This is a genomic window from Mesorhizobium sp. B2-8-5, from assembly GCF_006440675.2.
In the GTDB taxonomy this organism is placed as follows: Bacteria; Pseudomonadota; Alphaproteobacteria; order Rhizobiales; family Rhizobiaceae; genus Mesorhizobium.
Window position 1 is genome coordinate 1,618,889 of the sequence record NZ_CP083951.1, and the last position, 24,173, is coordinate 1,643,061.

Sequence of the window (24,173 nt, forward strand, 5' to 3'; positions counted from 1 at the left end):
TCAAGCAAAGACATGCGCCTTGCCGGTGAAGGTGAGGCGCACGATCTCGCCTACAGCCGGCGCGTCCATGCCTGTCCTGCGCAGAATGAGCGGCGTGTTGCCGATGGCGGCGGCATCGGGCGGATCCGGGCTGTTGAGCAGCCGCACCGCGACGGTGCAGACCGAGCCGGCGAACTCGCAGTCCGTCACTTCACCGAACAGCATGTCCGGCGTGCCGGACATGCCCTCGCGCGAGGTCCGCTTGAGCAGGACCTGCTCGGGCCGCAGCATGATGCGCGCGACATCGCGCCGTTCCTTTGTGTCGACCGCGATGCGACCGAGCCGCGACACGGCAAAACCGTCCGCGATCCTCGCCGGCACGATGATGGCGTCGCCGAGGAACTCGGCGACCATCCGGTCCCTGGGCTGGAAATAGAGCTCGCGCGGGGTGCCGACCTGCGAGAACAGGCCGTCGCGCATCACCGCCACCTGGCCCGCGAAGGAGAGCGCCTCGGCCTGGTCGTGCGTGACCAGTATGGTGGTGATGCCGGCCTCTTCCAGAAGCTCGGCCACCGCCTTGCGCATCGACGCGCGAAGCCCGGTGTCGAGCGCCGAGAACGGCTCGTCGAGCAGCATCAGCCTGGGTTTCATGGCCATGGCGCGGGCAAGCGCCACGCGCTGCTGCTGTCCGCCGGAAAGCTCGTGCGGCCGCCGCTTCAGGATCGCCTTGTCCAGTCCGACGATGTAGGCGAGCTCGACGATATGCTCGGCTCGTCTATCGGCATTCCGCGCGATGCCGAAACCGATATTGTCGGCGATGGTGAGATGCGGGAACAGAGCGCCGTCCTGCGCGACGACGCCGATGCCGCGGCGATGCGCCGGCACGGCCGCGCCGCCATTGGCGAGCACCTTGCCGTCGAGCGCGATGCGACCGCGGTCCGGCGCCTCGAAGCCGGCGATCAGCCTGAGCAAGGTTGTCTTGCCGCAGCCGGACGGCCCGACGATCGCGGTGCGGCTGCCGCTCTCGACAGCCAGGTCGACGCCGGCGAGCGCCGTCACCGGGCCATAATTCTTCGCGACGCCACTGAGTTCGAGAAAGCTCATCGTCCCGCCATCCGCTTCGATTGGACGTAGAGCCACCAGGTCATCGGCAACGACATCGCCACCATGATCAGCGCGTAAGGGGCGGCGGAGGCGTAGTCGATCTCGCCGCTGTAGGACCAGAAGGCCATCGCCAGCGTGCGGGTGCCGTTGGGCGCCAGCATCTGGGTGGCGGTGAGCTCGTTGGTGATGCCGAGCGCCACCATCGCCATGCCGGCCGCCGCACCCGGCGCCGACAGACGGATGGTCGTCGACCACAGCGCCTTGACCGGCGGACGGCCGAGGCTGGAAGCGGCGCGCTCCAGCTCCACCGGCGCCTGTGCGATCGAGGCGCGCAGGCTTATCAGCGCGCGCGGCAGGAACATCAGCGCGTAACCGAACAGGATGGTGAACAGCGTCTGGTAGAGCGGCAGCGCGACGCGCACGGTGATCGTCACCAGCGCCAGCGCGATGACCACGCCCGGCAACGCGCCGACGATATAGTTGCAGCTCTCGAGCAGTCGCTGCAGCCGTCCCGGCGCGCGGATCGAGATCCAGGCCATCGGCATGGCGGCGATCGTTGCAAGCACCGCGCCGGCGATGGCGAGGAACAGCGTCTGGCCGAGCGCCAGGCCGATCTCGTCCCAACGCCAGACTTCCGTGCCGCCGGCGATCAGCCAGCGGCTGACCGTGACGAAGGGCACGCCGAGCGACAGCAGCGCGACGCCCGCCGGCAAAAGCAGGCAGGGCAAGGTGGCGCGGCCGAGGCGAGCGCGCTGCTGCTGGCGCGCGGCGCCGGAACCGACGCGGGCATAGCGCTCCTCGCCGCGTATCGTCACCTCGAGAGCGAGCAGGAAAAGGCAGCAGACCACCAGCACGGCGGCCAGCATGTTGGCCGCCGGACCGTTGAAGGTCGACTGGAACTGGTCGACGATCGCGGTGGTGAAGGTATCGAAACGGATGAAGACATAGAGGCCGTATTCGGCCAGAAGATGCAGGCCGACCAGCAGCGAGCCGCCGCAGATGGCGAGCCTGAGCTGCGGCAGCACGACGCGCGCGAAAACCCGCCAAGGATCAAGACCAAGTGCCGCGGCCGCGTCCTCCAGCGCCGGATCGAGCCGGCGCAGCGCGGCGGCGATCGGCAGATACAGGAACGGGAAATAGGCGATGACGGAGACCAGCACGCCGGCCCACAGCCCGTGCAGGCCCGGAACGAAGCTGATCCAGGCATAGCTGTGCACGAAAGCGGGAATGGCGAGCGGCGCGACCGAAAGCCACGACCACCAGCGGTTGCCTGGCAGGTCGCTGCGCTCGGTCAGCCAGGCCAGCGCCACCGAGAGCACGATGGCGATCGGCACGGCGACAACGACGAGGAGCACGGTGTTGACCAGCAATTCGCCGACGCGCGGGCGGAAGATCAGCGCCACCACGGTGTCCCAGCCGGTCTGGATCGCCACCCAGACGATGAAGGCGAGCGGCAGCAGCGCGATAAGCGCGATCAGAGCGGCGGCGAGCGTGATCCACGAGATGGACCGGTGCTTCTTCATCCCGGCCGCCGGCAGTCTTGCCGGCGTCATGTCGATCGCCGACTGCATCAGGCAGGCCGCTGCGCCGCTGCCGCCGGGCGGCGGACGCGATCTGATACGCCGCGCGAGCGGCTCGAAGCGCAGTCGACTGTCATCGACGAAGCCATCTCCAAACAAAAAACGCTCCCGAGGAAGGCGAATTGCCGCGGGAGCACGGTCGTTTGCCCTTTTAGGACCAACGCGAACTAAAGCAAGCCGGCTTGCGTCATCAGGTCGATGACCTTCTTGGAATTCAGCGTCGCCGGATCGACTTTCGGCGCCTGCAGGTCGGGGAGCGGCACCAGCTTAGGGTTGGATTCGGCACCGTTGCCGACCGCATATTCATAGGACGTGCCGGTCTTCAGCACGTCCTGGCCGCCCTTGCCGGTCACCCACTTCAGGAAGGCCTGGGCTTCCTTCGGATGCTTGCTGGAAGCCAGCACGCCGCCGCCCGACACCGAAACGAAGGCGCCCGGGTCCTGGTTCTTGAAATAGTGCAGGGCGACATTCCCGCTGTTTTCACCGGTCTTGGCCTGATCGCCGAAATAGTAATAGTGGTAGATCACGCCGCCATCGATCTCGCCGGCATTGACCGCCTTCATCACCGTCGAGTTGCCCTTGTAGGCGGTGAAGTTCGCCTTCATCGCCTTCAGCCAGTCGGAGGTGGCGGCTTCGCCCTTGATCTGCAGCAGCGCGCTGACGATGGCCTGGAAGTCGGCGCCGGACGGCGAAGCGGCCCAGCGGCCCTTCCAGCTCGGATCGGCAAGATCGAGCAGCGACTTGGGCAACTGGTCTTCCTTGAGCTTGTCCTTGTTGTAGGCAAAGACGGTGCTGCGGGCGGCGACGCCGACCCACTTGCCGCTCGACGGCTGGTATTCCTGCGGAACCTGCGCCAGCGTATCGGCGTCGACCGGCGCGAACAGGTCGGCCGCCTCGACCAGCGCCATGGCCGGCGAATTCTCGGTCAGGAACACGTCGGCCGGCGAGGCCGCGCCCTCGGCGACGATCTGGTTGGAAAAATCGCTGTCGCCGCCGTTGCGCAGCGTGACCTTGATGCCGGTTTCCTTGGTGAAGCCCGCCGCCCATTCCTTGGCGAGGCCCTCATGTTGGGCATTGTAGACGATGATGCCTTGATCCTCGGCCATGGCCGGGGCGGCGATCAGGCCGAGCGCCAGCGCGGTGGCGAGCGTGGAAAGGGCAATCTTCATGGGCATCATCCTCAAATCTGGAGACAGGGTTCGGGCACGGCTGCACCTATCAATACCTGATTATTGTAGTCAACATTGTGACCCTGCTTCAATCGGTCGCCGTGCCGCAAACTTTCGTGATTTTGCGGTAGTTTGGCTTGGACATTATTTCGCCGGCCACGTAACAAACCAAGGCCGAGACGCGAACATCTGGGGGTAAACTCTTGTGACCGGCAAGGACGAGGCCGAGGTTTCCCGGCTGCTCAGGGCCGCGATCGGTGGAGACGAAAGGGCTTATGCCGACTTTCTGCACCGGGTCGCCACCCTTGTTCGCGGCTTTGTCCGGCGCAAAATCGTTCAGGGCGGGGTCGACCCCGAGGATGTCGTGCAGGAAACATTGCTGGCCATTCATGTGAAACGCCACACTTGGCGGCCGGATGCGCCGGTGTTGCCCTGGATCTATGCGATCGCCCGCTTCAAGCTGATCGACGCGTTCCGCAGGCGCGGGCGGCGCATCGAGGTCGAGATTGACGAGATCGCCGAAACCTTCGCCGAGCCGGAGACGGAGACGGTGAGCGAGCGCGATATCAACCGGGCGCTCGACGGGTTGCCGCCCGCGCAACGCTCGGTCGTCTCCTCGATCTCGGTCGACGGGCAGTCGATCGGCGAGACGGCGGCCAAGCTCGGCATCAGCGAGACGGCGGTGCGGGTGTCCCTGCATCGCGGCCTCGCGGCGATCGCCAAAAGATTCGGACGACAGTGACATGAGGACCGAGGATCTCATCAAGGCGCTCGATGCCGATGCCCGCGACAAGGCGATGCCGATGGGCAAGGCCTGGTGGCTGGCGGTCGGCGTGGCCGTGGTGATCGCGGCGGTGGTTTTCTTTGCGACCATCGGGCCGCGCCCCGACATCATGCTGGCCATGCACACGATGCGCTTCATGTCGAAATTCCTGTTCACGCTGGTGCTTGCGGTCAGCGCCTTCGCGCTGATCCGCGCGCTGTCGATGCCGGGTGCTTCGACCAGGCGGGCAATGGCCTGGATGATCGCCGCGCCGCTTCTGGTCGTGCTGGCCGTGATCCTCGAGCTATTTGTCGTGCCCGAGGCCGATTGGGGCAAGCGGCTCGTCGGCACGAACATGATGATCTGCATGAGTTTCATCCCGCTGATCGGCATCGGTCCGCTGGCGATCTTCCTCGGCATGCTGCGTTACGGCGCGCCGACGCGGCCGGTGCTTGCCGGCGCCGTCGCCGGCCTGCTCGCGGGCGGGGTCGCGGCAACCTTCTATGCCGCGCATTGCTTCGACGATTCACCGCTCTTCGTTGCCACCTGGTATACGGTCGCGATCGCCTTCCTGACGCTGCTCGGAGCCATCGGCGGCCGGCTCTTCGTGCGCTGGTAGCCGCCGCACACCGATTCTTCGGTACAGTTTGGAAACAGTACCTTAAGCATGCCGGCAATTGTTTGCCGGTTAGCGGAGTGATCGCCAGCGTCCACGCAACCATTCCTTAAAACCGATCCGCCAGGGTTGTGGCAACGTGCAGTTGCGTGTTGGGTGGGATCGCATCGTGGCGTGGTTGAACTGGAAAGGGCTCCGTGCCGACAGGCACGCTGCGCAGGGTCTGCTGGCGGTCGGCCTGTTTGCCGCAGCCGTGTCGATCCTGCTGCCGCGTCTTGAACTGGGCGCCGACGCGCTGAGGCTCTGCCTGCAGATATCCGTCGCCATCACCGCCGCGACGCTGTTTTTGTCGGCGCTGTTCATTCACCGCATCGTCGATGATCGCCGGCAGATAGCCGAGAGCGAGCAGCGCTTCCGCCGCGCCATGGAGGATTCGGCGATCGGCGTCGCCATTGTCGGCCTCGACGGTCGCATCCAGCAGGCCAACCCTGCCTTCGCAGCCATGCTCGGCTACAGCCGCGCGGAGATCGAGGCGCTGACCTTCCCGCAGATCACGCATCCGGACGATCTTTCGATCGGCCGCGAGACGATGATGAACGTGCGGAAAGGCCGGATCAGCTCCTACCATTTCGAAAAGCGCTACCTCAGGAAAGACGGGACCCCGGTCTGGGCGCAGCTTGCCGGCTCGGTCATCCGCGACGAGGACACAGGCAAGCCGCTTTATCTGGTGTCGCAGATCGAGGACATCGACGCCCGCAGGCAGGCCGAGGCGCGCATCGCCGAGGCCGAGACCCGATGGAATTTCGCGCTCACCAGTGCCGGGCAGGGCATCTGGAGCCTCGATATGCGCAAGGGCGGGACGACCTATTCCGAAACCTGGGTGAAGATGCTGGGCTATGCCGACGGCGAGCTCGACGGCGACCCCGACCGCTGGCTGACCATGATCCACCCCGACGATCGCGAGCGCGTCGCCCAGGCGGATCGCGCGCATCTTGCCGGCGAGACGGCCTTTTTCGAGGCGGAGTTCCGGATGCGGCACAAGGACGGCCACTGGGTCTGGATCCTCGACCGCGGCAAGGTGATCGAGCGTGACGGCGAGGGCCGGCTGGTCCAGGCCATCGGCAGCCTGACCGATATCACCGAGCGCAAAGAGGCCGAGGCGCGGCTGATGGTCTCGGCGGCGATGCTGGCCGACGAGAAGGAACGTCTCAGGGTGACGCTGCAGTCGATCGGCGACGCGGTGATCTGCACCGATGCCGCCAATCGCGTCACCTTCATGAACCCGGTTGCCGAAAAGCTCACCGGAGTTGACGTTGGCGAGGCTATGGGCAAGGTGCTCGGCCATGTTTATTGGGCGGTCGACGAGGAAAGCGGGCAGAGGATCGGGCTGACGCGCCCTTCGACGAGCGAGCGGCCGCACTGCGACCAGAACACGCGGGCTGTCCTTGTCCGGCGCGACGACACGCGCTGCAGCATCCGCCAAGTGGTGTCGCCGATGATGAACGACCGCGACGAGTTCTGCGGCCTCGTCATCGTCTTCCAGGATTTCACCGACGCGCGCGCCCTGCAGCGCCAGCTGGCCTACGCCGCCGCCCATGACGCGCTGACCGGGCTCGCCAACCGCTCGAGCTTCATCCGCACTATGGAGGAACTGGTCGACCAGTGCCGTCTCAATGGCGGCGAGCATCAGTTCATGTTCGTCGACCTCGACCACTTCAAGGCGGTCAACGACACCGGCGGCCATGCCGCGGGCGATGCGCTGCTCAAGCGCGTGGCCGACACCCTGCGCAATGTGCTTGGCCCGGAAGACATCGTCGCGCGGCTCGGCGGCGACGAGTTCGCCGTCATCCTCAAATCGGGCGCCGCGGCGCGTGGGCCGATCGCGGCGCACTCGGTCATCGACGCCATCCGCAACCTCAATTTCAGCTGGGACGGGCGCCCGCATTCGATCGGCGCCAGCATCGGGCTCGCGCCGATCCGCGCCGGTTGCGGCGAAGTGGACGAGATCATCGCCCGCGCCGACGCCGCCTGCTATGCCGCCAAGGCGGCAGGACGCGGCTGCGTTTCGGCGGCACCCGACGAAGTTTCGACCGAGGATGTTTCGAAAGGCGTCGTGCGGCCTCCGCCGCTTGCCGCGGCCTCCTGAGCCGCGCCGAAAGGGTTCAGCCGGCGAAGATCAGCGCGTCGGCACCGGATGGTCGCCGCGATAGTCGTAGAAGCCGCGGCCGGTCTTGCGGCCGAGCCAGCCGGCCTCGACATATTTCACCAGCAGCGGGCAGGGGCGGTATTTCGAATCCGACAGGCCCTCATGCAGCACCTGCATGATCGACAGGCAGGTGTCGAGGCCGATGAAGTCGGCGAGCTGCAGCGGTCCCATCGGGTGGTTGGCGCCCAGCCGCATTGCGGTGTCGATGGCATCGACCGTACCGACGCCTTCGTAGAGCGTGTAGATCGCCTCGTTGATCATCGGCAGCAGAATGCGGTTGACGATGAAGGCCGGGAAATCCTCGGAAACGGTGATCGTCTTGTCGAGGTGCTTCACATAGGTCTTGGCCGCCTCGAAGGTCTGGTCCTCGGTGGCGATGCCGCGCACCAGCTCGACCAGCTTCATCACCGGCACCGGGTTCATGAAATGTATGCCGATGAAGCGCTCGGGACGATCGGTCTGGGCGGCAAGCCGGGTGATCGAGATGGACGAGGTGTTGGTCGCCAGAATCGCTTCCGGATTGAGCTGCGGGCAGAGCTGCGCGTAGATCTTGCGCTTGACCGTCTCGTCCTCGGTCGCCGCTTCGATCACAAGGTCGGCGGCGGCGAGGTCGGCCATGGCCGGGGCGGCGGAGATGCGCGCCATCGCTTCGTTGCGCGCCGTCTCCTCCAGCTTGCCGGAACCGACCTGGCGCGCCATGTTGCCGCTGACGGTGGCGATGCCCTTCTCGATCCGGTCGGGCGACACGTCGTGGATCAGGACCTTGTAGCCCCCGAGCGCCGAGACATGGGCGATACCGCCACCCATCTGACCCGCGCCGACAATGCCGATCGTCTCGATCTTGCTCATTACCCCGATCCCGTCCTGAGCATTTCCGCTTCTTTGAAGCGCGGAAACGCTCCTATTTGTTTATTTCCTGCAATCCGGACGCAAAACCGCCGGATTGGCTTCAGGCCTTGATGGCCCGCTTTTTGTGCAGTGCAAACTAAAAGGGCGGGGCGACTTCGTCTACCCCACCCTTCGGATTTTAATATGCCGGAACCGGCTGCGTCAAAGCGCCTTTTGCAGCTCCGGCAGGATGACGAAGAGATCGCCGACCAGGCCGTAGTCGGCAACCTGGAAGATCGGGGCTTCCTCGTCCTTGTTGATGGCGACGATGACCTTCGAATCCTTCATGCCGGCCAGGTGCTGGATGGCGCCGGAGATGCCGACGGCGATGTAGAGGTCGGGCGCGACCACCTTGCCGGTCTGTCCGACCTGCCAGTCGTTCGGCGCGTAGCCGGCGTCGACCGCGGCGCGCGAGGCGCCGACCGCGGCGCCGAGCTTGTCGGCGACCGGCAGGATGACTTCCTGGAACTTCTCCGAGGAGCCGAGCGCGCGGCCACCCGAGATGATGATCTTGGCCGAAGTCAGTTCCGGTCGATCGTTCTCGGAGAGCTTGTTTTCGACGAAGGAGGAGAGGCCCGGATTGGCGGCGGCGTTGGCCGTTTCGACCGAGGCCGAGCCGCCTTCCGGCGCCGCCGAGAAGGATGCGGTGCGCACCGTGATGACCTTCTTGGCTTCGGTCGACTGCACGGTCTGGATGGCGTTGCCGGCATAGATCGGCCGCTTGAAGGTGTCGGGCGAGACGACCTCGATAATCTCGGACACCTGAGCGACGTCGAGCAGCGCCGCGACGCGCGGCGCGACGTTCTTGCCCGACGAGGTGGCGGGCGCGACGATCGTGTCGTAGCCGCCAGCCAGCGAGACGATGAGAGCCGCGGTCGGCTCGGCGAGGCGTTCCGAAAGCTCGTCGGCCTCGGCGAGCAGCACCTTGCGGACGCCCTTCAGCTTGGCGGCGGCGTCGGCGGCAGCCTTGGCGCCCTTGCCGGCCACCAGCACGTCGACATCGGAGCCGATCTGCAGCGCGGCCGACAGCGCCTTGGCCGTCTGGTCGGAAAGACTTGCGTTGTCGTGTTCGGCGATGAGGAGAATTGCCATTTTCTTTATCCTTTCCTGACCGCTCAGAGCACGCCGGCTTCGTTCTTCAGCTTCTCGACCAATTCGGCCACGCTCTTGACCTTGACGCCCGCCTTGCGGCCGCTCGGTTCCTCGGTCTTGACCACCTTGAGGCGTGGCTTGACGTCGGCGCCGTAGTCGGCCGGGCTCTTCTCGTCGAGCGGCTTCTTCTTGGCCTTCATGATGTTGGGCAGCGAGGCATAGCGCGGCTGGTTGAGGCGCAGGTCGGCGGTGACGATCGCCGGCATCTTCAATTCCACCGTCTGCAGGCCGCCATCGACTTCGCGCGTCACCTTGGCATGATCGCCTTCGAGCACGATCTTGGACGCGAAGGTGCCCTGCGACCAACCAAGCAGTGCCGCCAGCATCTGGCCGGTCTGGTTCGAATCGTCGTCGATCGCCTGCTTGCCGAGGATGACAAGGCCGGGCGCCTCGGCCTCGACCACGCCCTTCAGCACCTTGGCGACGCCCAGCGGCTCGGTCTGCTCGTCGGTCTTGACCAGGATGGCGCGGTCGGCGCCCATGGCGAGCGCGGTGCGCAGCGTCTCCTGCGCCTGCTGCGGGCCGACCGAGACGACGATGATCTCTTCCGCCTTGCCGGCTTCCTTGATGCGGATGGCTTCCTCGACCGCGATCTCGTCGAACGGGTTCATCGCCATCTTGACGTTGGCAAGCTCAACGCCCAGTCCATCGGCTTTCACCCGGACCTTGACGTTGGCGTCCACAACCCGCTTCACGGGCACAAGGATCTTCATTTTCCTGTCACCTCTCCTGAGATAGTCGGGGCGCTATACCAGCGTGCGCCCTGTCAGAGTTGTCGAAAGCCGACATCACGGGCGGAATATCCGCCCAACGGTGCCGTTTCCGTAGTGGCGGCAAATCGGCGCGTCAATATCCCACGACGCACCCAAATCGGTTCAGTCGCGGGACGTCGCTGCTCCACGGCCCCATTGCGACGCCGGCTGGGCCGGGTCGCCAGCGGCCGGTTCGACAGGAACAGGCGGCTGCTGGACGTTGGGCGTCGGATCCGGCTCGCCGTCGGCGCCGGCCAGCAGCGGCACGCCGCGGCTGCGCAGCACCAGCACCAGGATCGATCCGGCGATGATGCCGCCGATATGGCAGGCCCAGGAGATCTGGTCCTCGCCGCCCGCGGCAAACATCACGATCTGGAACAGGATCCACAGGATCAGCGGAATGAAGGCCGGGATGCGCAGCGGAATGCGGGCAAAGGCCAGCACCCAGACTTTCACCCGGGGGTAGAGGATCAGATAGGCGGCGACGACGCCGGCGATGGCGCCCGAGGCGCCGATCAACGGCACCTGCGAATCCCAGGCCACCAGCCCCTGGAAGAAGGCGCCGGCGACGGCGCAGGCGAGATAGAAGATCAGGTAGCGTATGTGGCCGAGCGCGTCCTCGACATTGTCGCCGAACACCCAGAGGAACAGCATGTTGCCGCCGAGATGGAAGATATCGGCATGCAGGAAGGAATAGGTGAGATAGCTCAGGCTCTCGGGGATGACGACGAATTCGGGCGAGAGCTCGACCTTGTCGTGAACCACGGACGGGATGAAGCCGAGACCGAGAACCGCGGCATTGGTGAAGTTTTCGCCGCCAAGCGTGGTCGCCAGATAGACGAGCACGTTCGCCACGATCAGGCCGATCGTCACATATTGCAGGCGGATGTGGCGCAGCCTGTTGGTGTCGTAAAGCGGGATGAACATCGGACCCTCCCGCCCCCAAATTCAGCGGTTCTTGCCGGGCACCCATAGCACGTCGGCCTCTCCATTGTCATTGACCGCGCGGGCGGCGACGAACAGGAAATCCGAGACACGGTTGATGTATTTGAGCGCCTCGCGGTTGACATGCTCGGCCGGATCCTGCGCCAGCGCCACCATCAGGCGCTCGGCGCGGCGCGCCACGGTGCGGGCCAGATGGAGCGCGGCGGCCGCCGGCGTGCCGCCGTTCAGCACGAAGGATTTCAGCGGCCGCAGGCTTTTGTTGAGCGCGTCAATATCCTGTTCGACGCGGTCGGTCTGGGCGGCGACGATGCGCAGCGGCTCGTATTCCAAGGGCTTGCCGTCGTCCGGCACGGCGAGGTCGGCTCCCAGATCGAACAGATCGTTCTGGATGCGCGACAGCATGGCGTCGATCGCGGGATGCGCCGCGCCGGTGTGAAGGCGGGCCATGCCGATGCAGGCATTGGCCTCGTCGACGGTGCCGTAGGCATCGACGCGCAGATCGGATTTCAGCCGCCGCTCGCCGGTGCCGAGCCCCGTCGTGCCGTCGTCGCCGGTGCGGGTGTAGATCTTGTTGAGCTTGACCACGCGATCCCCCTCAGCCGCGCTATTTGCGCGTGAAATAGACCACCAGCAACAGCAGCGCCAAGGCCACGGCCTGCAGCATGACGCGCGTCTGCATCAGCTTGTTCGAGGTGATGCCGGAGCCGCCGCGCATCATGTTGATCAGACCGCGGACCAGCACGATCACCACGGCGGCCATGGCGATGACGGCGAGGATCTTCAGGGTGATGAGCATCTGGCTGGCTCCGGTTCAGGTTCGGTCAGGCGCGCCTGGCGAGCACGCGATAAAGCAAGGATGCCGGCAAGACGCGTTTCAGCGCCACACCGATCCTGGCCGGCACCGTTACCACATAGTGCGGGCGCGGGCGCTGTGACAGAAGCGCGTGGCGCAACGCCCTGTGCACGATCTCCGGCCCTGGTTTCAGCTTCGACACGATGCCGCCCGCCTGAAGCCGGGCGAGCTGCGCCTGATAGTCAGCGCGGTGGACGGAATTCTCGACATCGATGTTCTTCAGGAACCAGGGCAGGCCGTTGCTGGCGATCTTCGACGTTACCGGTCCCGGCTCGATGAGGGAAAGGTGGATGCCGCTGCCTTCGAGCTCCTGGCGCATGCACAGCATCAGGCCTTCGATGGCGTGCTTGGAGGCCGAATAGGCGCCGCGGAAGCGGACCGGAGCCAGCCCGAGGATCGAGGAGCAGTGGACGAGCCGGCCGTGCCCCTGGCGACGCATGACCGGCACGATGCGCCGGGTAAGATCATGCCAGCCGAAGAAATTGGCCTCGAACTGCTCGCGAAGTGCCGCGACCGGCAGATCCTCGACGGCGCCGGGCTGGGCGTAGGCGCCGTTGTTGAACAGCGCGTCAAGCGCGCCGCCGGTACGCTCCAGCACCGCATCGACCAAGGCGGCGATGGATTGAGGTTCTCGATAGTCAAGGTAGAACGCCTCTATGCCGTCCGCCTCGAGGACCGAAATATCGGCGGGCTTGCGCGCCGTGGCGAACACCCGCCAGCCCTCCGCCTTCAACGCCCGCGCGCAATAGGCGCCGATGCCGGAGGAGGCGCCGGTGACGATGACGGTGCGCAACTCCTTGGCGGCGGGGCGCGTTGTGGGACCTGGGGTTGCCATTTGCCGCAATCCCTTCCCATATTCGCGGCGTCGACACAATCGAGCGGAGCGCGGGTCCTTGCTGCGGAATATCGTTGCCCTCAAGCGCGTGCTCTACGATGCGATTGGACATTTCAACACCGATGACGGCTGGGCAATGGCCAGCCATCTGGCGATCACCTCGCTGATGGCGCTGTTTCCGTTCCTGATCTTCGCCACGACGCTCGGCAGCTTCCTCGGCGCACGCGCCTTCGCCGACACGGCCGTGCATCTGGTCTTCGACACCTGGCCCGAGCAGATCGCCAAGCCGATCGCGCATGAGGTGCAGAACGTGCTCACCGTGCGGCGCACCGACCTTCTGACCTACGGCGTGCTGCTTGCGGCCTATTTCGCCTCGAACGGCATCGAGGCGCTGCGCACCTCGCTCAACCGCGCCTATCGCGTCACCGAGACGCGCGGCATCGTCCATCGCAGGGTGCAGAGCATCATCTTCGTCCTGATCGCCACCGCCTGCTTCCTCGCAATCAGCGTGCTTCTGGTGTTCGCGCCGCTGCTCGCGCGGCTGGCGGAAGCGCATCTGGAATGGATCAAGCCCTATATGGGAACGATCACCATCTGGCGTTACGTGATCGCCTCGACGGTCATCGTCATCGGGCTGTTCTCGGTGCATATCTGGCTGCCGGCCGGCAAGCGTCGCTTCGTCTCGATCATACCGGGCATCGTCTTCACGCTGGTCGCCTGGCTGGTCGGGTCGACGATCTTCGCCACCTATCTCGACCATTTCTCGTCCTATGTGACGACCTATGCCGGGCTCGCCTCGATCATGATCGCGGTCGTCTTCCTCTACATCATCTCGGCGATCTTCATCCTGGGCGGCGAGCTCAACGCCGCAATCAGCCGCTATCTGGAGGCGCGCGCGCGCGTCGGTTGAACCCCGTTAGATCTGGCGGTTGCCAGGGCGACGCCGAGCGTGGCGATCGCCATGCCGGCGATCTGCAGCAGGTTGAGCCGCTCGTTGAAAAGCACCCAGGCGATGACCGCGGTTACGGCCGGCACGAGGTAGAACAGCGAGGCGACCTTCGACATCTCGCCGTCCCTGATCATCACCATCAACAGGAATATGGCGCCGACCGACAGCACCAGGACCAGCCAAGCCATGGCGAAGATCAGCTCGCCATTGACGGTGACGGCGCGGGTCTCGAAAGCGAGCGAGCCCAGGATCATCACCGCGGAGCCGCCGACATACTGCCACATCGTCGCCGACACCAGATCGCCGCCGGAGGCATAGCGCTTCTGCCAGATGGTGCCGGCGCTCATGCCGAGCACGGAGACAAGCGAAGCCGTCAGCGTCGCCGGCGTGACGCCGCCGCCCAGTGCGCCGAGCTTCGGCCAGAGCACGATGACGACGCCAAGCAGCCCGACCGCAAGGCCGGCCCAATGGCGCGGCAGGATCGCCTCGCCGAGGAATTTGCCGGCAAGCACCGCCGTGATCAGCGGCTGCAGGCCGACGATCAGCGCCGATAGACCCGCCGGCATGCCCCTGTGGATCGCCCAGAAGACGGCACCGAGATAGACGCCATGCATGAGGACGCCGGCCACCGTTGCGTGCAGCGCCTCTTCGCGCGTCGCCTTGCGCGAGCCGAGCAGCACGGTCAGCCCCGCAAACAGGATCGCCGCTATCACGAAGCGGATGGCAAGGAAGGTAAAGGGTTCCGCCCAGGGCATGGCATAGCGCGCGCCGATGAAGCCGGTCGCCCACAGAACGACGAAGGAGGCGGGGATGAACCGCTTGATGCTCTGCATGGGGGAGGCTGCCAGGATGAACGGTTGATGACGGCAATTGCTCTAAAGCCGTTCAATCCCGCAAGCAAAACGAAACGGTTGATCCATAAGCTAAGTCGAATTCAACAAACCGTGCCAAGAGGGGCATGGCGCGTGGTCGCGCCATGGTGAGGCATGTTTTTGCATCTCGACACGACCTGGCTTCTGTTCGCCTTCGCGATCATCGCCGGCTTCGGCTTCTTCTTCGGCACGGCGCTCGACGCGATCATGAAGGAGAGCGGTTTCGGCCCGACCGGCAATACGCTGCTGTTCATCTTCGGCTTTTTCGTCGCGGTGGCGGTCGCCAACAAGCATGGCATCAGCCTGAGCGATCTCAAGCTGGCGGTTGCCTGCGGGCTGGGCGGCGCCTTTGTCTTCATCAGCGTGCTGGCGCTGATCAAGGCTGGGATGGCCCGACTTTAATCAAGTCCGATAAGACGCCTGACGTCCCGTACCGGCACGCCCGCGTCTCGGAGCGCGGCAAGACCTGTGTCCTTGAAGCTCTTGGACAGTTTCCGGCCATCCGTGCCAAGGATCACGCGGTGGTGGAAATAGCGTGGCTGAGGCAGGTCGAGCAGTTCTTGCAGCAGGCGCTGCACCCCGGTCGCCGAATAAAGGTCCTGGCCGCGCACGACATGGCTGACATCCTGCAGCGCGTCGTCGACGACGACGGCGAGATGGTAGCTGGTCGGGATGTCGCGGCGGGCGACGATGACGTCGCCCCAATCCTGTGGTCGTGCTGCGACGGTTCGTGTCGCCGACATCGTCTCATCGATGAACTCCGCCCATGACAGGCCGGCCGCGAAGCGCGCCATCGCCGCTTCGACGTCGAGCCGCCAGGCAAAAGGCATGTTCTCGGCAATCCGCCGCTTGCGCTCCCTGGCGGGCAAGGCCTTGTCGAGCGGCGGGTAGAGCGGCACGCCGTCGGGATCGCGCGGCCAGTCGCGGCCGCCGGTCTCGGCGATGAAGGCGCGGATCTCGCCGCGGCTCATGAAAGCGGGATAGACGAGTTCCTCGGCGATCAGCCGGTCGAGCACCGCCCGGTATTCGGCGAAATGCTCGGACTGGCGGCGCACCGGCCGCTCCCAGTTCAATCCCAGCCATTCGAGGTCGCGGAAAATGCCGGCCTCGAATTGCGGCGTGCAGCGGGCGACGTCGATATCCTCGATGCGCAGCAGCAGGCGTCCGCCCGCTTGCGCCGCCATCCGCTGGTTGAGCAGAGCCGAGTAGGCGTGGCCGAGATGCAGTTCGCCATTGGGGCTCGGCGCGAAGCGGAATGTCAGGAGCGTCATCTTTCAGGCGGCATTCGGGTTGAAAGGCGCGTTTGCCAATTGGTATTTAGCCCTCCATTGCCACTTCGCGGGCGCCCTGGGAACCAGCAACGTGCAACGCATCGCCTCGCTCGACGACATTGCGGCAGGGCTCGACGCGCTCTGCCGGATCGATCCGCGGCTGGAGACCATACGCGGCAAAGCGGGCGAAGTGCCGCTTCGGCTGTCGGAGCCAGGGTTCAGGAGCCTCGCTTCCATTATCGTTTCACAGCAAGTTTCCCGCGCGAGCGCCGACGCCATCTTCGGGCGGCTGGTGAAATTGGTCGATCCGCTGACGCCGCAGGGGATCCTTGCCGCCGGTGAAGGGATTTTTCGCGAGGCCGGGCTGTCGCGGCCGAAGCAGCGCGGGCTGCTCGCCGTCGCGCAAGCCGTGGCCGGCGGGCTCGATCTCGATCACCTGTGCACGCTGGACGCCGGCGAGGCGATCGCGGCTATGACGGCCGTGCCCGGCATCGGCCCATGGACGGCCGAATGCTACCTGCTGTTTGCCGCCGGCCATCCCGACGTGTTCCCCGCGCGCGACGTCGCTTTGCAGACGGCGGTTGGCCATGCGCTCGGCATCGACCCGCGTCCGCCGGAGAAAATGCTTATCCGGCTGGCCGAATCATGGAGCCCGTGGCGGGGTGTCGCGTCGCGGCTTTTTTGGGCTTATTACCGGGAATTGAAGGGCAGGGATGCGGCGCCGCCTGTCGAAATGGCCAAAAAAGCATGAAAATCATGCGTTTTTGGCGGCTTCGGCGAGAGACAATCCGCTTCACATCCCTGTCATGTCGGGCTTACAGTATCCGCGCCGTTCGGTTCTAGAAGCAAGGAGGCGAAGGACGTGACGGTTGCCGTATCTCCGGATGGGCTTCCCGCGCTGGTGCTGAATGCGGACTACCGTCCGCTCAGCTATTACCCCCTGTCGCTCTGGTCGTGGCAGGACGCCATCAAGGCCGTCTTCCTCGACCGGGTCAACATCGTCGCCGAATACGAGCACGCCGTCTCCTCGCCGACCTTCTCGATGAAGCTGCCGAGCGTGGTGAGCCTGAAAGCCTATGTGAAGCCGTCGCGGCATCCGGCCTTCACCCGCTTCAACGTCTTCCTGCGCGACCGCTTCCAGTGCCAATATTGCGGCACGCCGGAGGATTTGACGTTCGACCATGTCATCCCGCGCCATCGCGGCGGGGCGACGACCTGGGAGAATGTCGTCGCCGCCTGCTCGCCTTGCAATCTTCGCAAAGGCGGCATGATGCCGGCCCAGGCCAAGATGTGGCCGCTGCAAAAACCCTATCAGCCGACGGTACACGACCTGCACAACAACGGCCGCCTGTTCCCGCCCAACCATCTGCATGAAAGCTGGATGGATTATCTCTACTGGGATGTCGAACTCGAACCTTAGAGTTCGGCAGAAATCCGCGAGCCCGGCCGTCTGCCGCAGCTTTCTGCGCTTCCGGTGCTCACGTACCTGACAGACCGTGATTATCAGACACACCCTGATATCGGACCAACTCGGTCATCCCTACTTGTCAATGGCTTCGCGTTTAAGGACGGGCTTCCCCCACTCCGTCGCTGCTTCGCAGCGCCACCTCTCCCCCCTCCGGAGGGAGAGGAAGGGAGCCTGCTTGAAGGAGCGCTGGCTACTAGGCTCGCGCCGTTCCTCTACCCCGTCGATCGGGGGAGAGGTGGCTCGGCGAAGCCGAGACGGAGTGGGGGGTCGACCTGGCTCGGACGTCGAAAGCCGCGCCATTCGACTCAGCCTGCCGAATTTTTGCTCGAACCCTGCGCCGCTGAATCCAATCAATCTCGCTCAATCCCGCGCGAGCGCGCTGCGGAAGGCGACGGCGGCGAGGATGAGGCTGGCGATGGCGTTCCAGCCGGCGAGCGACAGGCCGAGGATGCGCAGCGCCGCCTTGTCGCAGGAGGGCGGCACGAACTTGTCGAGCGCGTCGAGCACGCCCTTGCCGCCAGTGTCGACCGGGCCGGCGCCGGCGGTGCAGTCGGCCGGACCTTGCCACCAGGCCCATTCGACGCCCGAATGGTAGACGCCGAGATAAAGGCCGTAGAGCATCAAAAGGCCGCCGATCGCCAGCAGGCCGCGCGTCACCCAGGCCGGCGCGCGCAGCATCGAGGCGATCACCGCCAGCACCATCAGCGGCACGCCGATATAGTAGGGGGTGCGCTGCTCGAGGCAGAGGTGGCAGGGGATGTAGCCGCCGATATATTGAAAGGCCAGCGCCGAGCCGACGGTCGCCGCCATGGCGACGGCAAGAAAGAGCGCCGCGCGCGTGCGCTGGCGTCCAGTGTCGGCAATCATGGTCGCTGTCATCGATGGAAATCCGTTGTTGCGTCGCTATCCGTGGGCGTATCTGACGAGGATATAGAGCAAAATCAGGGCAGCGGCGCCGGCGCCGACAATCAATCCCAAACGCTTTTCGATGAACTCCCTGATCTCTTCGCCATAGCGGCGCAGCAGCCAGGCGAGCAGCAGGAAACGGGCGCCCCGCGCCACGATCGCCGAGACGATGAAGACCAAAAGATTGACGTGAAGCGCCCCGGCCAGAATGGTGACCACCTTGATCGGCGGCAGGTGCGCGGCGCCGGATGTGACGAGCAGCACCAGCATCAGCCCGGCGCCGGACGACTGCCATTTCTCGAACGTGGATAGGCCGCCGAAATGCTCCAGGATCGGGCGTGCTATCGTGTCGTAGGCATAGTAGCCGATCAGCCAGCCGGCTATGCCGCCCAGCACGGACGCAACAGTAGCCGTCAACGCGTAGCGATAGGCGCGTTTGGGCGCCGCCAACGCCATGGGCAGGAACAGCACGTCGGCCGGTATGAAGAACACGGAGCTTTCGACGAAGGCGATGAAGGCCAGCCACCATTCGGCGGATTTGCGCGCCGCCAGCGACAGGGTCCAGTCGTAAAGTCCGCGAAGCATCGGCTCTCCTGATTTGGTTCCGAACGGCGGAGTGGTTTTCGGGCACCGGCATGCACGAAACAAGGACCCAAAGCGCCGCAGCCGGCGTTTCCAGCCAGACGCGATAAGTTTCGTTTCTCTAGAAAGATTTTACGCGCCGCACAATGGCGGCGCCCTTACGGAACCGTAAGGCGAGGTCCGGGCGCGGCTACCACTGGTAAATCGGCAACAGGCCAGTTGACGAAAGCCCGTCCAACCGTATAGTCCGCGCCCATCCAGGCCGTCCGGTCTGAGCCCCTATGGCGGAATTGGTAGACGCGCTCGACTCAAAATCGAGTTCCGCAAGGAGTGCTGGTTCGATCCCGGCTAGGGGCACCATCCTTCGCTCTGCGAGCTTCGGGTGGCAGGCCATCCTTCGCTCTGCGAGTTGGCAGGCTATCCTTCTCCAATCTTTCGGGTTTTGACGACTGGCGCAGGCCGACGACGGCCAGCCTGCGCCGTCTTATGCGATCAGAGCGAGTGCTTGTAGCCGATCGCGATGTTGAGCTTGTCGCCGGCGAGATCGTCGTTCGCGTCGGCGTCCTTGACGATGCCGGTGTCGTGCCAAGTGTAGCCGAGAGCAACCCTGGAGTGACAGCCGGTCGCTATGCATTACTGCATCTGAACCTGCAGTGTTCGACGACGGAAGATCAGCCAGCCCAAGCTGCAGGCGAGCCCGACGTTCAGCAACGCCAAAGCGGCGAGAGCTGCAAGGGTGCCACGAGGGCCGGCTTGCTCCAACAACAACGCTCCCACGGACGGCGCTGCTGCCTGAGCGATCAAGCTGGGCATAGCGAGACGCCCCATGAGCCTCGCATATCCCGCAGGGCCAAACAGAGCCAGCGGCAGCGTGCCCCGCGCTATCGTTTCGAGGCCGATACCAGCCCCGTAGAAGGCAAGCGCCACAGCCACAACCGGAACCCCGACCCAGAGCGCACCAATGCCGATGGCGACGAATGTCACGGACGCGAACTTGGTCCAGATGGGATGATGGTAGCGGGCGATGAACATCTCGACAGCACGCGCCGACACTTGAGCGGGGCCGACGAGTGCCCCGAGCCCAACGGCGGCGGCGAGCGCCATGCCGCCAGCCTGCAAGATGGTGAGCAGATGAACTGACACTGTCGACGAAATGGCCGCCGCCAACGTCAGCGTGGCAGCCAGGAGAACCATGATCGGAACCGAGGTCGCCGCAGAAGGGACCGCAGCCTGTGTCTTTCCAGGCCGGTCCGGGACGCTCGGCGGAGGCACCCCACGCGGCAGCATTGCGAGATAGAGGGGGAGGGCGAACAACAACTGTACCGCGGCATAGACGAGGCAGGTGCCGCGCCAACCCGTCTCGCCAATCAGGAAGGCCGAGATCGGCCAACAGATGGTGCTGGCGAACCCGCCGAACAACGAGAGGGTTGTGATAGCGGAGCGCGCGCCGTGCCCATAGAGCCGACCGAGGGTGCCGAAGGCGGCGTCGTACAAGCCTGCACCCATGCCAAGTCCCACAACGACCCATGCCGCGATGTAGGCGACGAGGTTTGGGGCGGCCGCAAGCCCGATCTGGCCGACGCCGATCGAGCACGCGCTGAACGCAAGCACGTTTCGGCCGCCGTGCCGTTCAATGGATGAGCCGACATGAGGCGAGATCAAGCCGGCGACGAGCAAGCCGAGCGACAATCCGCCAACGACCCAAGTCAGCGGCCAGCCAGTGTCGGCGGCTACCTTCGGTGCGATGACCGCCGGCAAGTAGTAGGTGGACCCCCAAGCCATGATCTGGGTCAGTCCAAGGACGGTTATGATCGTTCGCCGACTGCGCTCCATCGCGGTTTGTTTCGTTCAAGCCGCTGCGTTGCAACCGCAGCCGCTCTTGCCAGCGGCTTTCGCTTCAGCGTCGGCGACACAACAGGCGTCAGCCTCGGAAGGAGCTGGGCCACCACAACACCCGCCACCCGTCGCGCGTATGGTTGAGGGAGGGACCGTGCAGACGCCTGTTTCGGGTAGCACCAGTTGCACGGCATCCGCAGCCGCCATCTCGCCAGCGAGGGCTGCCGCGACCGACCGTACCTGTTCATACCCGGTCAGCAGCAAGAAGGTCGGAGCGCGGCCGTAGCTCTTGACGCCGACAGTGTAGAAGTCCGGCTCGGGATGACTCAGTTCGCGATGGCCGTGCGGGGGAACGTCGCCGCAGGAGTGCTCGTTGGGGTCGATCAGAGGCCCCAGCGCCTTGACGCTCTCAAGCCACGGGTCAAGGTCCAGCCTAAGTTCGCGCGTGAGCGAGAGATCGGGCCGCTGGCCGGTCGCGGCGATGATACGGTCAACAGGCCCCAGCACTTGTAAGCCGTCCCGCGTTTGACCTTCAACGGTCAGGCGGCCATTTGAGCCGCGGATGGCCAGCGTTGCGAAGCCGGTGACCATCGTTGTGCCGCCACTTTCCACCAGCTCGCGAGCATCGGCACCCAGCTCGCCACGAGCGGGAAGTTGGTCGGCGTCTCCACCACCGTAGATGCGAACAAGATCGGTACTGCGTGTCACCCAGAGAGAAGCGGTGCCCGGCTCGTCAGCAGCCAGTCTATCGAGTTCCAGCAGAGCGTTGGCGGCCGAAAGGCCGGAGCCAGCAACCAGCGTCGTGCGACCGGCATAGAGGTTGCGGTCGCGGCCGAGAATGTCGGGGATGCCGTAAGCGATCTTGTCAGCGAACTCCGCTTCACCCTCCGCCGTGATACCACCGCCCCCAAGTGGGTTTGGCGTCTGCCATGTCCCGGACGCATCAACGACGGCGCGCGCGCGGTCGCTCCTGATCCCGTCGGCGGTCTTCACGACCAACATGAAGGGCCTTGCCTGTCGATCCTTGCTCAATACCTTGTCCGCACCCCAGCGGGAGATGCCGATCACGTTGGCGTTGGTCTCGATAGACGTTGAGAGTTCAGGCAGCCTTGCGAGCGGTTCAAGGTAGTGCGCAATCAGCTCGTCAGCGGTTGGGAACGCCTCAGGATCGGGCATCGTCCAGCCATTGCGCTCAAGAAACCTTACCGCCGTCCGATCCACACAGTAGCGCCAAGGCGTGAACACCCGAACATGACCCCAGTCGCGGAGATTGGTGGCGACTTCCGCGCCGGCCTCGTAGACCTTCACGGGGAGCCCACGCTGAACGAGCTGAACTGCAGCCGCCAAGCCGACCGGGCCGGCTCCGATGACGGCAACAGGGAGATCGTCATGGTCATTCATCGGCATTGTTTCCATCCTTCCGGGATCATCGAAATACGAAACAAAAAAATATGCGCTATGCCGCTGCTTCGCCATCGACGGCACCGCAAGCGGCGTCAGCGCAGCACTCGTCAGCCAAGAAGCCGATCAGCTCCCTCATGATAGGGTAGTTGGCCCGACAGATCAGGGTCGTTGCCTGCCGCTCCTGCGTCACGAGGCCGGTCAGAATGAGGCGATGCAGATGGTGGGACAGCGTCGAGGCCGCGATGCCAAGGCTGTCCTGCAAGTACCCCACGGGCCGGCCTGCTTCGCCGGCTCTGACCAGTGTGCGATAGAGCTTGAGCCGTGTCGGGTTGCCGATGGCTTCGAGCTGTTTTGCTGCTTGTTCGAGTTTCATGGAAATAACACTACACCCGCCGCCGGCACAGGTCAATACCTATTTCGACAAAGATCGAAATATGATCAAACGACCCGTTTACCGGTCGCGTCGATAACGACCTCGCCGTCTTCCTTGGTGAAGGGGCCGATGTCGGGATTGGGCAAAATCGAGAGGACCGCCTCAGAAGGTCGCGCAAGGACCGCGCCCAGCGGGGTCACCACGATTGGGCGGTTGATCAGGATCGGATGGTTGAGCATGGCGTCGATCAGATCGTCGTCTGACCACTTCGGGTCCGCGAGCCCAAGCTCCTCATAGGGCGTTCCCTTCTCCCGAAGCAGCGCACGGGTAGTGATCCCCATGGCTGCGATCAGCTCAACCAGCTTTGCACGTGAGGGAGGCGTCTTGAGGTATTCGATGATCTCGGGCTCTTCGCCGCTCTGCCTGATCATGGCCAGCGTGTTTCGCGAGGTGCCGCACTGGGGGTTGTGATAGATCGTGATGGTCATTCGGCGGGTTCCTCATTGGTGATGGCTTGGGGTTCCGCAAGCAGCCAGCCGGCAAGCGCCATTGCCACCAGAGCCCCGGCAAGCTGGGCGGCGATGAAGGCCGGGACATCGAGCGGCCGGATGCCCGCGAAGGTATTGGAGAGGGCGCGGGCCACGGCCACGGCCGGGTTTGCGAACGATGTCGAGGCAGTGAACCAGTAGGCGGCCACGATGTAGAGGCCAACCAGCCACGGGATGGCATCAGAGCGAAAGCGGAGACCGGCAAGGATGGTGAAGACGAGGCCGAAGGTCGCAACCGCCTCAGCGATCCACAGACCAGACCCCGAGCGCACCGTGGTCGAGAGACTGAAGAGCGGCATATCAAACATGGCATGAGCCGTCAGTGTGCCGAGTATGCCTCCCGCGAGCTGGGCTGCCACGTAGGTCAGGGCCACATCGCGGGCCATTTGATGCCTCAGGCTGAACACGAGCGTGACCGCTGGGTTGAAATGCGCACCGGAAATCGGACCGAGGATGGTGATCAAAACGATCAGTATCGCGCCGGTCGGCAAGGTGTTGCAGAGCAAGGCGAGCGCCACATCATGGGTCAGCCGGTCGGCCATGATCCCGGAACCGACCACGGTGGCGACCAGCATCGCAGTTCCAAGTCCTTCGGCAGCTAGCCGTCGCGGCAGGTCAGCTGACACGGTGCCGAGCCTCCATTGAGATCGTTAGCACTTACAGGTCACCGCCTGGATGACCGGCCGGCAAAGCTCCGGGGCGCCCCTGCAGCAGTCTTCCATCAGGTAGGCCAGCAGATCGCGAAAGGCGTTCATGTCGACGACATACCGGATGATCCGCCCCTCCCGTTCGGCGCGAACAAGCCCGGCGCGGTCGAGGACCTTCAGATGCGCAGACATGGTGTTCTGCACCGTTCCCAGTTGCGATGCGATCTCGCCGGCTGGAACGCCTTCGGCACCCGCTTGCACGAGCAGCCGGAACGTCTCTAACCTTGTGTCCTGACCAAGCGCGGCCAGCGCCAGCAGAGCAGTAGTCTTGTCCATCCATCCATCCATCCGGATTTGTGGATGTGTAGATGGGCAGCATGACGGTTGGATGACAGGCTGATGGGGGTCGGAATTTTTTGGCCAAAGATTTGCGCGCCCAATCCGATTATCAGCACGCGCCACGTTCCCCTGCCGG

The 24,173-nt window shown here is 64.7% G+C and carries 27 protein-coding genes and 1 tRNA gene; 8 read left to right on the forward strand and 20 right to left on the reverse strand.

Annotated features, from left to right (window positions below):
* The 3 genes from FJ430_RS07880 to FJ430_RS07890 form a co-directional block, all read right to left on the reverse strand.
* On the reverse strand, positions 1-1,083 hold the full coding sequence (locus FJ430_RS07880; protein ID WP_140704921.1) for an ABC transporter ATP-binding protein: 1,083 nt from the start codon (positions 1,081-1,083) through the stop codon (positions 1-3).
* Positions 1,080-2,654, reverse strand: coding sequence for an ABC transporter permease (locus FJ430_RS07885; RefSeq protein WP_140645267.1), 1,575 nt, complete (start codon positions 2,652-2,654; stop codon positions 1,080-1,082). The genes FJ430_RS07880 and FJ430_RS07885 overlap by 4 nt, the downstream gene beginning before the upstream one ends.
* A gap of 176 nt (positions 2,655-2,830) precedes the next feature.
* Positions 2,831-3,832 (reverse strand): iron ABC transporter substrate-binding protein, encoded by a 1,002-nt coding sequence (locus tag FJ430_RS07890; RefSeq protein WP_140704923.1) that lies wholly within the window; start codon positions 3,830-3,832, stop codon positions 2,831-2,833.
* Positions 3,833-4,037: 205 nt separating this feature from the next.
* Between FJ430_RS07890 and FJ430_RS07895 the strand changes: the two genes are divergently transcribed.
* The 3 genes from FJ430_RS07895 to FJ430_RS07905 all read left to right on the forward strand — a co-directional run bounded on the left by FJ430_RS07895 (position 4,038) and on the right by FJ430_RS07905 (position 7,357).
* A complete protein-coding gene (locus FJ430_RS07895) occupies positions 4,038-4,574 on the forward strand; it encodes a sigma-70 family RNA polymerase sigma factor (protein WP_140645206.1) in 537 nt (178 codons plus the stop codon).
* A gap of 1 nt (position 4,575) precedes the next feature.
* Positions 4,576-5,214, forward strand: a complete 639-nt coding sequence (locus tag FJ430_RS07900; protein ID WP_140704925.1) for an NrsF family protein — start codon at positions 4,576-4,578, stop codon at positions 5,212-5,214.
* 166 nt (positions 5,215-5,380) lie between these two features.
* Positions 5,381-7,357 (forward strand): PAS domain S-box protein, encoded by a 1,977-nt coding sequence (locus FJ430_RS07905; protein WP_226892108.1) that lies wholly within the window; start codon positions 5,381-5,383, stop codon positions 7,355-7,357.
* Between the two features lie 30 nt (positions 7,358-7,387).
* Here FJ430_RS07905 and FJ430_RS07910 read toward each other — a convergent pair whose 3' ends face one another.
* The 7 genes from FJ430_RS07910 to FJ430_RS07940 form a co-directional block, all read right to left on the reverse strand.
* Positions 7,388-8,266, reverse strand: coding sequence for a 3-hydroxybutyryl-CoA dehydrogenase (locus FJ430_RS07910; protein WP_140658797.1), 879 nt, complete (start codon positions 8,264-8,266; stop codon positions 7,388-7,390).
* Positions 8,267-8,467: 201 nt separating this feature from the next.
* Positions 8,468-9,397 (reverse strand): electron transfer flavoprotein subunit alpha/FixB family protein, encoded by a 930-nt coding sequence (locus tag FJ430_RS07915; RefSeq protein ID WP_140704929.1) that lies wholly within the window; start codon positions 9,395-9,397, stop codon positions 8,468-8,470.
* Between the two features lie 23 nt (positions 9,398-9,420).
* Positions 9,421-10,170, reverse strand: coding sequence for an electron transfer flavoprotein subunit beta/FixA family protein (locus FJ430_RS07920; protein WP_140658799.1), 750 nt, complete (start codon positions 10,168-10,170; stop codon positions 9,421-9,423).
* 162 nt (positions 10,171-10,332) lie between these two features.
* Entirely contained in the window at positions 10,333-11,136 is an 804-nt protein-coding gene (locus FJ430_RS07925) for a rhomboid family intramembrane serine protease (protein WP_140645212.1), read from the reverse strand.
* A 21-nt stretch (positions 11,137-11,157) separates the two neighbouring features.
* A complete protein-coding gene (locus tag FJ430_RS07930; RefSeq protein WP_140704931.1) occupies positions 11,158-11,739 on the reverse strand; it encodes a cob(I)yrinic acid a,c-diamide adenosyltransferase in 582 nt (193 codons plus the stop codon).
* A 19-nt stretch (positions 11,740-11,758) separates the two neighbouring features.
* Positions 11,759-11,950, reverse strand: coding sequence for a twin transmembrane helix small protein (locus FJ430_RS07935; RefSeq protein WP_140645214.1), 192 nt, complete (start codon positions 11,948-11,950; stop codon positions 11,759-11,761).
* A gap of 25 nt (positions 11,951-11,975) precedes the next feature.
* Entirely contained in the window at positions 11,976-12,842 is an 867-nt protein-coding gene (locus tag FJ430_RS07940; protein WP_140704933.1) for an SDR family oxidoreductase, read from the reverse strand.
* Positions 12,843-12,900: 58 nt separating this feature from the next.
* Between FJ430_RS07940 and FJ430_RS07945 the strand changes: the two genes are divergently transcribed.
* Positions 12,901-13,752, forward strand: a complete 852-nt coding sequence (locus tag FJ430_RS07945) for a YihY/virulence factor BrkB family protein (protein ID WP_140645216.1) — start codon at positions 12,901-12,903, stop codon at positions 13,750-13,752.
* Here the strand turns inward: FJ430_RS07945 and FJ430_RS07950 are convergent.
* On the reverse strand, positions 13,722-14,624 hold the full coding sequence (locus FJ430_RS07950; RefSeq protein ID WP_226892109.1) for a DMT family transporter: 903 nt from the start codon (positions 14,622-14,624) through the stop codon (positions 13,722-13,724). The genes FJ430_RS07945 and FJ430_RS07950 overlap by 31 nt on opposite strands.
* A gap of 153 nt (positions 14,625-14,777) precedes the next feature.
* On the opposite strand from FJ430_RS07950, the gene FJ430_RS07955 reads away from it, so the two are divergent.
* Positions 14,778-15,065, forward strand: a complete 288-nt coding sequence (locus FJ430_RS07955; RefSeq protein ID WP_140658855.1) for a hypothetical protein — start codon at positions 14,778-14,780, stop codon at positions 15,063-15,065.
* Here the strand turns inward: FJ430_RS07955 and gluQRS are convergent.
* Positions 15,062-15,934, reverse strand: coding sequence for a tRNA glutamyl-Q(34) synthetase GluQRS (gene gluQRS, locus FJ430_RS07960; protein WP_140710977.1), 873 nt, complete (start codon positions 15,932-15,934; stop codon positions 15,062-15,064). The two genes, FJ430_RS07955 and gluQRS, sit on opposite strands and share 4 nt — an antisense overlap.
* Positions 15,935-16,025: 91 nt before the next feature.
* On the opposite strand from gluQRS, the gene FJ430_RS07965 reads away from it, so the two are divergent.
* A complete protein-coding gene (locus tag FJ430_RS07965) occupies positions 16,026-16,685 on the forward strand; it encodes a DNA-3-methyladenine glycosylase family protein (RefSeq protein ID WP_140710979.1) in 660 nt (219 codons plus the stop codon).
* Positions 16,686-16,796: 111 nt separating this feature from the next.
* Entirely contained in the window at positions 16,797-17,354 is a 558-nt protein-coding gene (locus tag FJ430_RS07970; RefSeq protein WP_027167440.1) for an HNH endonuclease, read from the forward strand.
* Positions 17,355-17,762: 408 nt separating this feature from the next.
* Here FJ430_RS07970 and FJ430_RS07975 read toward each other — a convergent pair whose 3' ends face one another.
* Entirely contained in the window at positions 17,763-18,281 is a 519-nt protein-coding gene (locus FJ430_RS07975; protein ID WP_140645221.1) for a disulfide bond formation protein B, read from the reverse strand.
* 24 nt (positions 18,282-18,305) lie between these two features.
* The gene (locus FJ430_RS07980; RefSeq protein WP_140658858.1) at positions 18,306-18,893 is read right to left on the reverse strand and encodes a YqaA family protein; all 588 of its coding nucleotides are present in this window, start codon (positions 18,891-18,893) and stop codon (positions 18,306-18,308) included.
* A gap of 272 nt (positions 18,894-19,165) precedes the next feature.
* On the opposite strand from FJ430_RS07980, the gene FJ430_RS07985 reads away from it, so the two are divergent.
* Positions 19,166-19,250: transfer RNA gene (locus tag FJ430_RS07985), tRNA-Leu, on the forward strand.
* Positions 19,251-19,523: 273 nt separating this feature from the next.
* Here FJ430_RS07985 and FJ430_RS07990 read toward each other — a convergent pair.
* The 6 genes from FJ430_RS07990 to FJ430_RS08015 form a co-directional block, all read right to left on the reverse strand.
* A complete protein-coding gene (locus tag FJ430_RS07990; RefSeq protein ID WP_140710980.1) occupies positions 19,524-20,723 on the reverse strand; it encodes an MFS transporter in 1,200 nt (399 codons plus the stop codon).
* A 15-nt stretch (positions 20,724-20,738) separates the two neighbouring features.
* Positions 20,739-22,127, reverse strand: coding sequence for an NAD(P)-binding protein (locus FJ430_RS07995; protein ID WP_140711005.1), 1,389 nt, complete (start codon positions 22,125-22,127; stop codon positions 20,739-20,741).
* A gap of 55 nt (positions 22,128-22,182) precedes the next feature.
* Positions 22,183-22,503 (reverse strand): ArsR/SmtB family transcription factor, encoded by a 321-nt coding sequence (locus tag FJ430_RS08000; protein ID WP_140658860.1) that lies wholly within the window; start codon positions 22,501-22,503, stop codon positions 22,183-22,185.
* Positions 22,504-22,568: 65 nt separating this feature from the next.
* Positions 22,569-22,991: an arsenate reductase (glutaredoxin) gene (gene arsC / locus FJ430_RS08005; protein WP_140710981.1), complete on the reverse strand. Its 423-nt coding sequence runs from the start codon at positions 22,989-22,991 to the stop codon at positions 22,569-22,571.
* The gene (locus tag FJ430_RS08010) at positions 22,988-23,626 is read right to left on the reverse strand and encodes an aquaporin (RefSeq protein ID WP_246677367.1); all 639 of its coding nucleotides are present in this window, start codon (positions 23,624-23,626) and stop codon (positions 22,988-22,990) included. The genes arsC and FJ430_RS08010 overlap by 4 nt, the downstream gene beginning before the upstream one ends.
* A 75-nt stretch (positions 23,627-23,701) precedes the next feature.
* Positions 23,702-24,034, reverse strand: coding sequence for an ArsR/SmtB family transcription factor (locus FJ430_RS08015; protein WP_140645227.1), 333 nt, complete (start codon positions 24,032-24,034; stop codon positions 23,702-23,704).
* Positions 24,035-24,173 lie beyond the last annotated feature (139 nt).

What these genes read in the sequence shown, in the direction of transcription:
- FJ430_RS07890 (WP_140704923.1), bottom strand. Translation starts at nt 3,832, where the DNA reads ATGAAGATTGCCCTTTCCACGCTCGCCACCGCGCTGGCGCTCGGCCTG.
- FJ430_RS07940 (WP_140704933.1), bottom strand. Translation starts at nt 12,842, where the DNA reads ATGGCAACCCCAGGTCCCACAACGCGCCCCGCCGCCAAGGAGTTGCGC.
- FJ430_RS07885 (WP_140645267.1), bottom strand. Translation starts at nt 2,654, where the DNA reads ATGCAGTCGGCGATCGACATGACGCCGGCAAGACTGCCGGCGGCCGGG.
- FJ430_RS07955 (WP_140658855.1), top strand. Translation starts at nt 14,778, where the DNA reads ATGTTTTTGCATCTCGACACGACCTGGCTTCTGTTCGCCTTCGCGATC.
- FJ430_RS08000 (WP_140658860.1), bottom strand. Translation starts at nt 22,503, where the DNA reads ATGAAACTCGAACAAGCAGCAAAACAGCTCGAAGCCATCGGCAACCCG.
- FJ430_RS07900 (WP_140704925.1), top strand. Translation starts at nt 4,576, where the DNA reads ATGAGGACCGAGGATCTCATCAAGGCGCTCGATGCCGATGCCCGCGAC.
- arsC (WP_140710981.1), bottom strand. Translation starts at nt 22,991, where the DNA reads ATGACCATCACGATCTATCACAACCCCCAGTGCGGCACCTCGCGAAAC.
- FJ430_RS07915 (WP_140704929.1), bottom strand. Translation starts at nt 9,397, where the DNA reads ATGGCAATTCTCCTCATCGCCGAACACGACAACGCAAGTCTTTCCGAC.
- FJ430_RS08015 (WP_140645227.1), bottom strand. Translation starts at nt 24,034, where the DNA reads ATGGACAAGACTACTGCTCTGCTGGCGCTGGCCGCGCTTGGTCAGGAC.
- FJ430_RS07925 (WP_140645212.1), bottom strand. Translation starts at nt 11,136, where the DNA reads ATGTTCATCCCGCTTTACGACACCAACAGGCTGCGCCACATCCGCCTG.
- FJ430_RS07995 (WP_140711005.1), bottom strand. Translation starts at nt 22,127, where the DNA reads ATGAATGACCATGACGATCTCCCTGTTGCCGTCATCGGAGCCGGCCCG.
- FJ430_RS07990 (WP_140710980.1), bottom strand. Translation starts at nt 20,723, where the DNA reads ATGGAGCGCAGTCGGCGAACGATCATAACCGTCCTTGGACTGACCCAG.
- FJ430_RS07975 (WP_140645221.1), bottom strand. Translation starts at nt 18,281, where the DNA reads ATGACAGCGACCATGATTGCCGACACTGGACGCCAGCGCACGCGCGCG.
- FJ430_RS08010 (WP_246677367.1), bottom strand. Translation starts at nt 23,626, where the DNA reads ATGCTGGTCGCCACCGTGGTCGGTTCCGGGATCATGGCCGACCGGCTG.
- FJ430_RS07980 (WP_140658858.1), bottom strand. Translation starts at nt 18,893, where the DNA reads ATGCTTCGCGGACTTTACGACTGGACCCTGTCGCTGGCGGCGCGCAAA.
- FJ430_RS07950 (WP_226892109.1), bottom strand. Translation starts at nt 14,624, where the DNA reads ATGCAGAGCATCAAGCGGTTCATCCCCGCCTCCTTCGTCGTTCTGTGG.
- gluQRS (WP_140710977.1), bottom strand. Translation starts at nt 15,934, where the DNA reads ATGACGCTCCTGACATTCCGCTTCGCGCCGAGCCCCAATGGCGAACTG.
- FJ430_RS07910 (WP_140658797.1), bottom strand. Translation starts at nt 8,266, where the DNA reads ATGAGCAAGATCGAGACGATCGGCATTGTCGGCGCGGGTCAGATGGGT.
- FJ430_RS07935 (WP_140645214.1), bottom strand. Translation starts at nt 11,950, where the DNA reads ATGCTCATCACCCTGAAGATCCTCGCCGTCATCGCCATGGCCGCCGTG.
- FJ430_RS07920 (WP_140658799.1), bottom strand. Translation starts at nt 10,170, where the DNA reads ATGAAGATCCTTGTGCCCGTGAAGCGGGTTGTGGACGCCAACGTCAAG.
- FJ430_RS07880 (WP_140704921.1), bottom strand. Translation starts at nt 1,083, where the DNA reads ATGAGCTTTCTCGAACTCAGTGGCGTCGCGAAGAATTATGGCCCGGTG.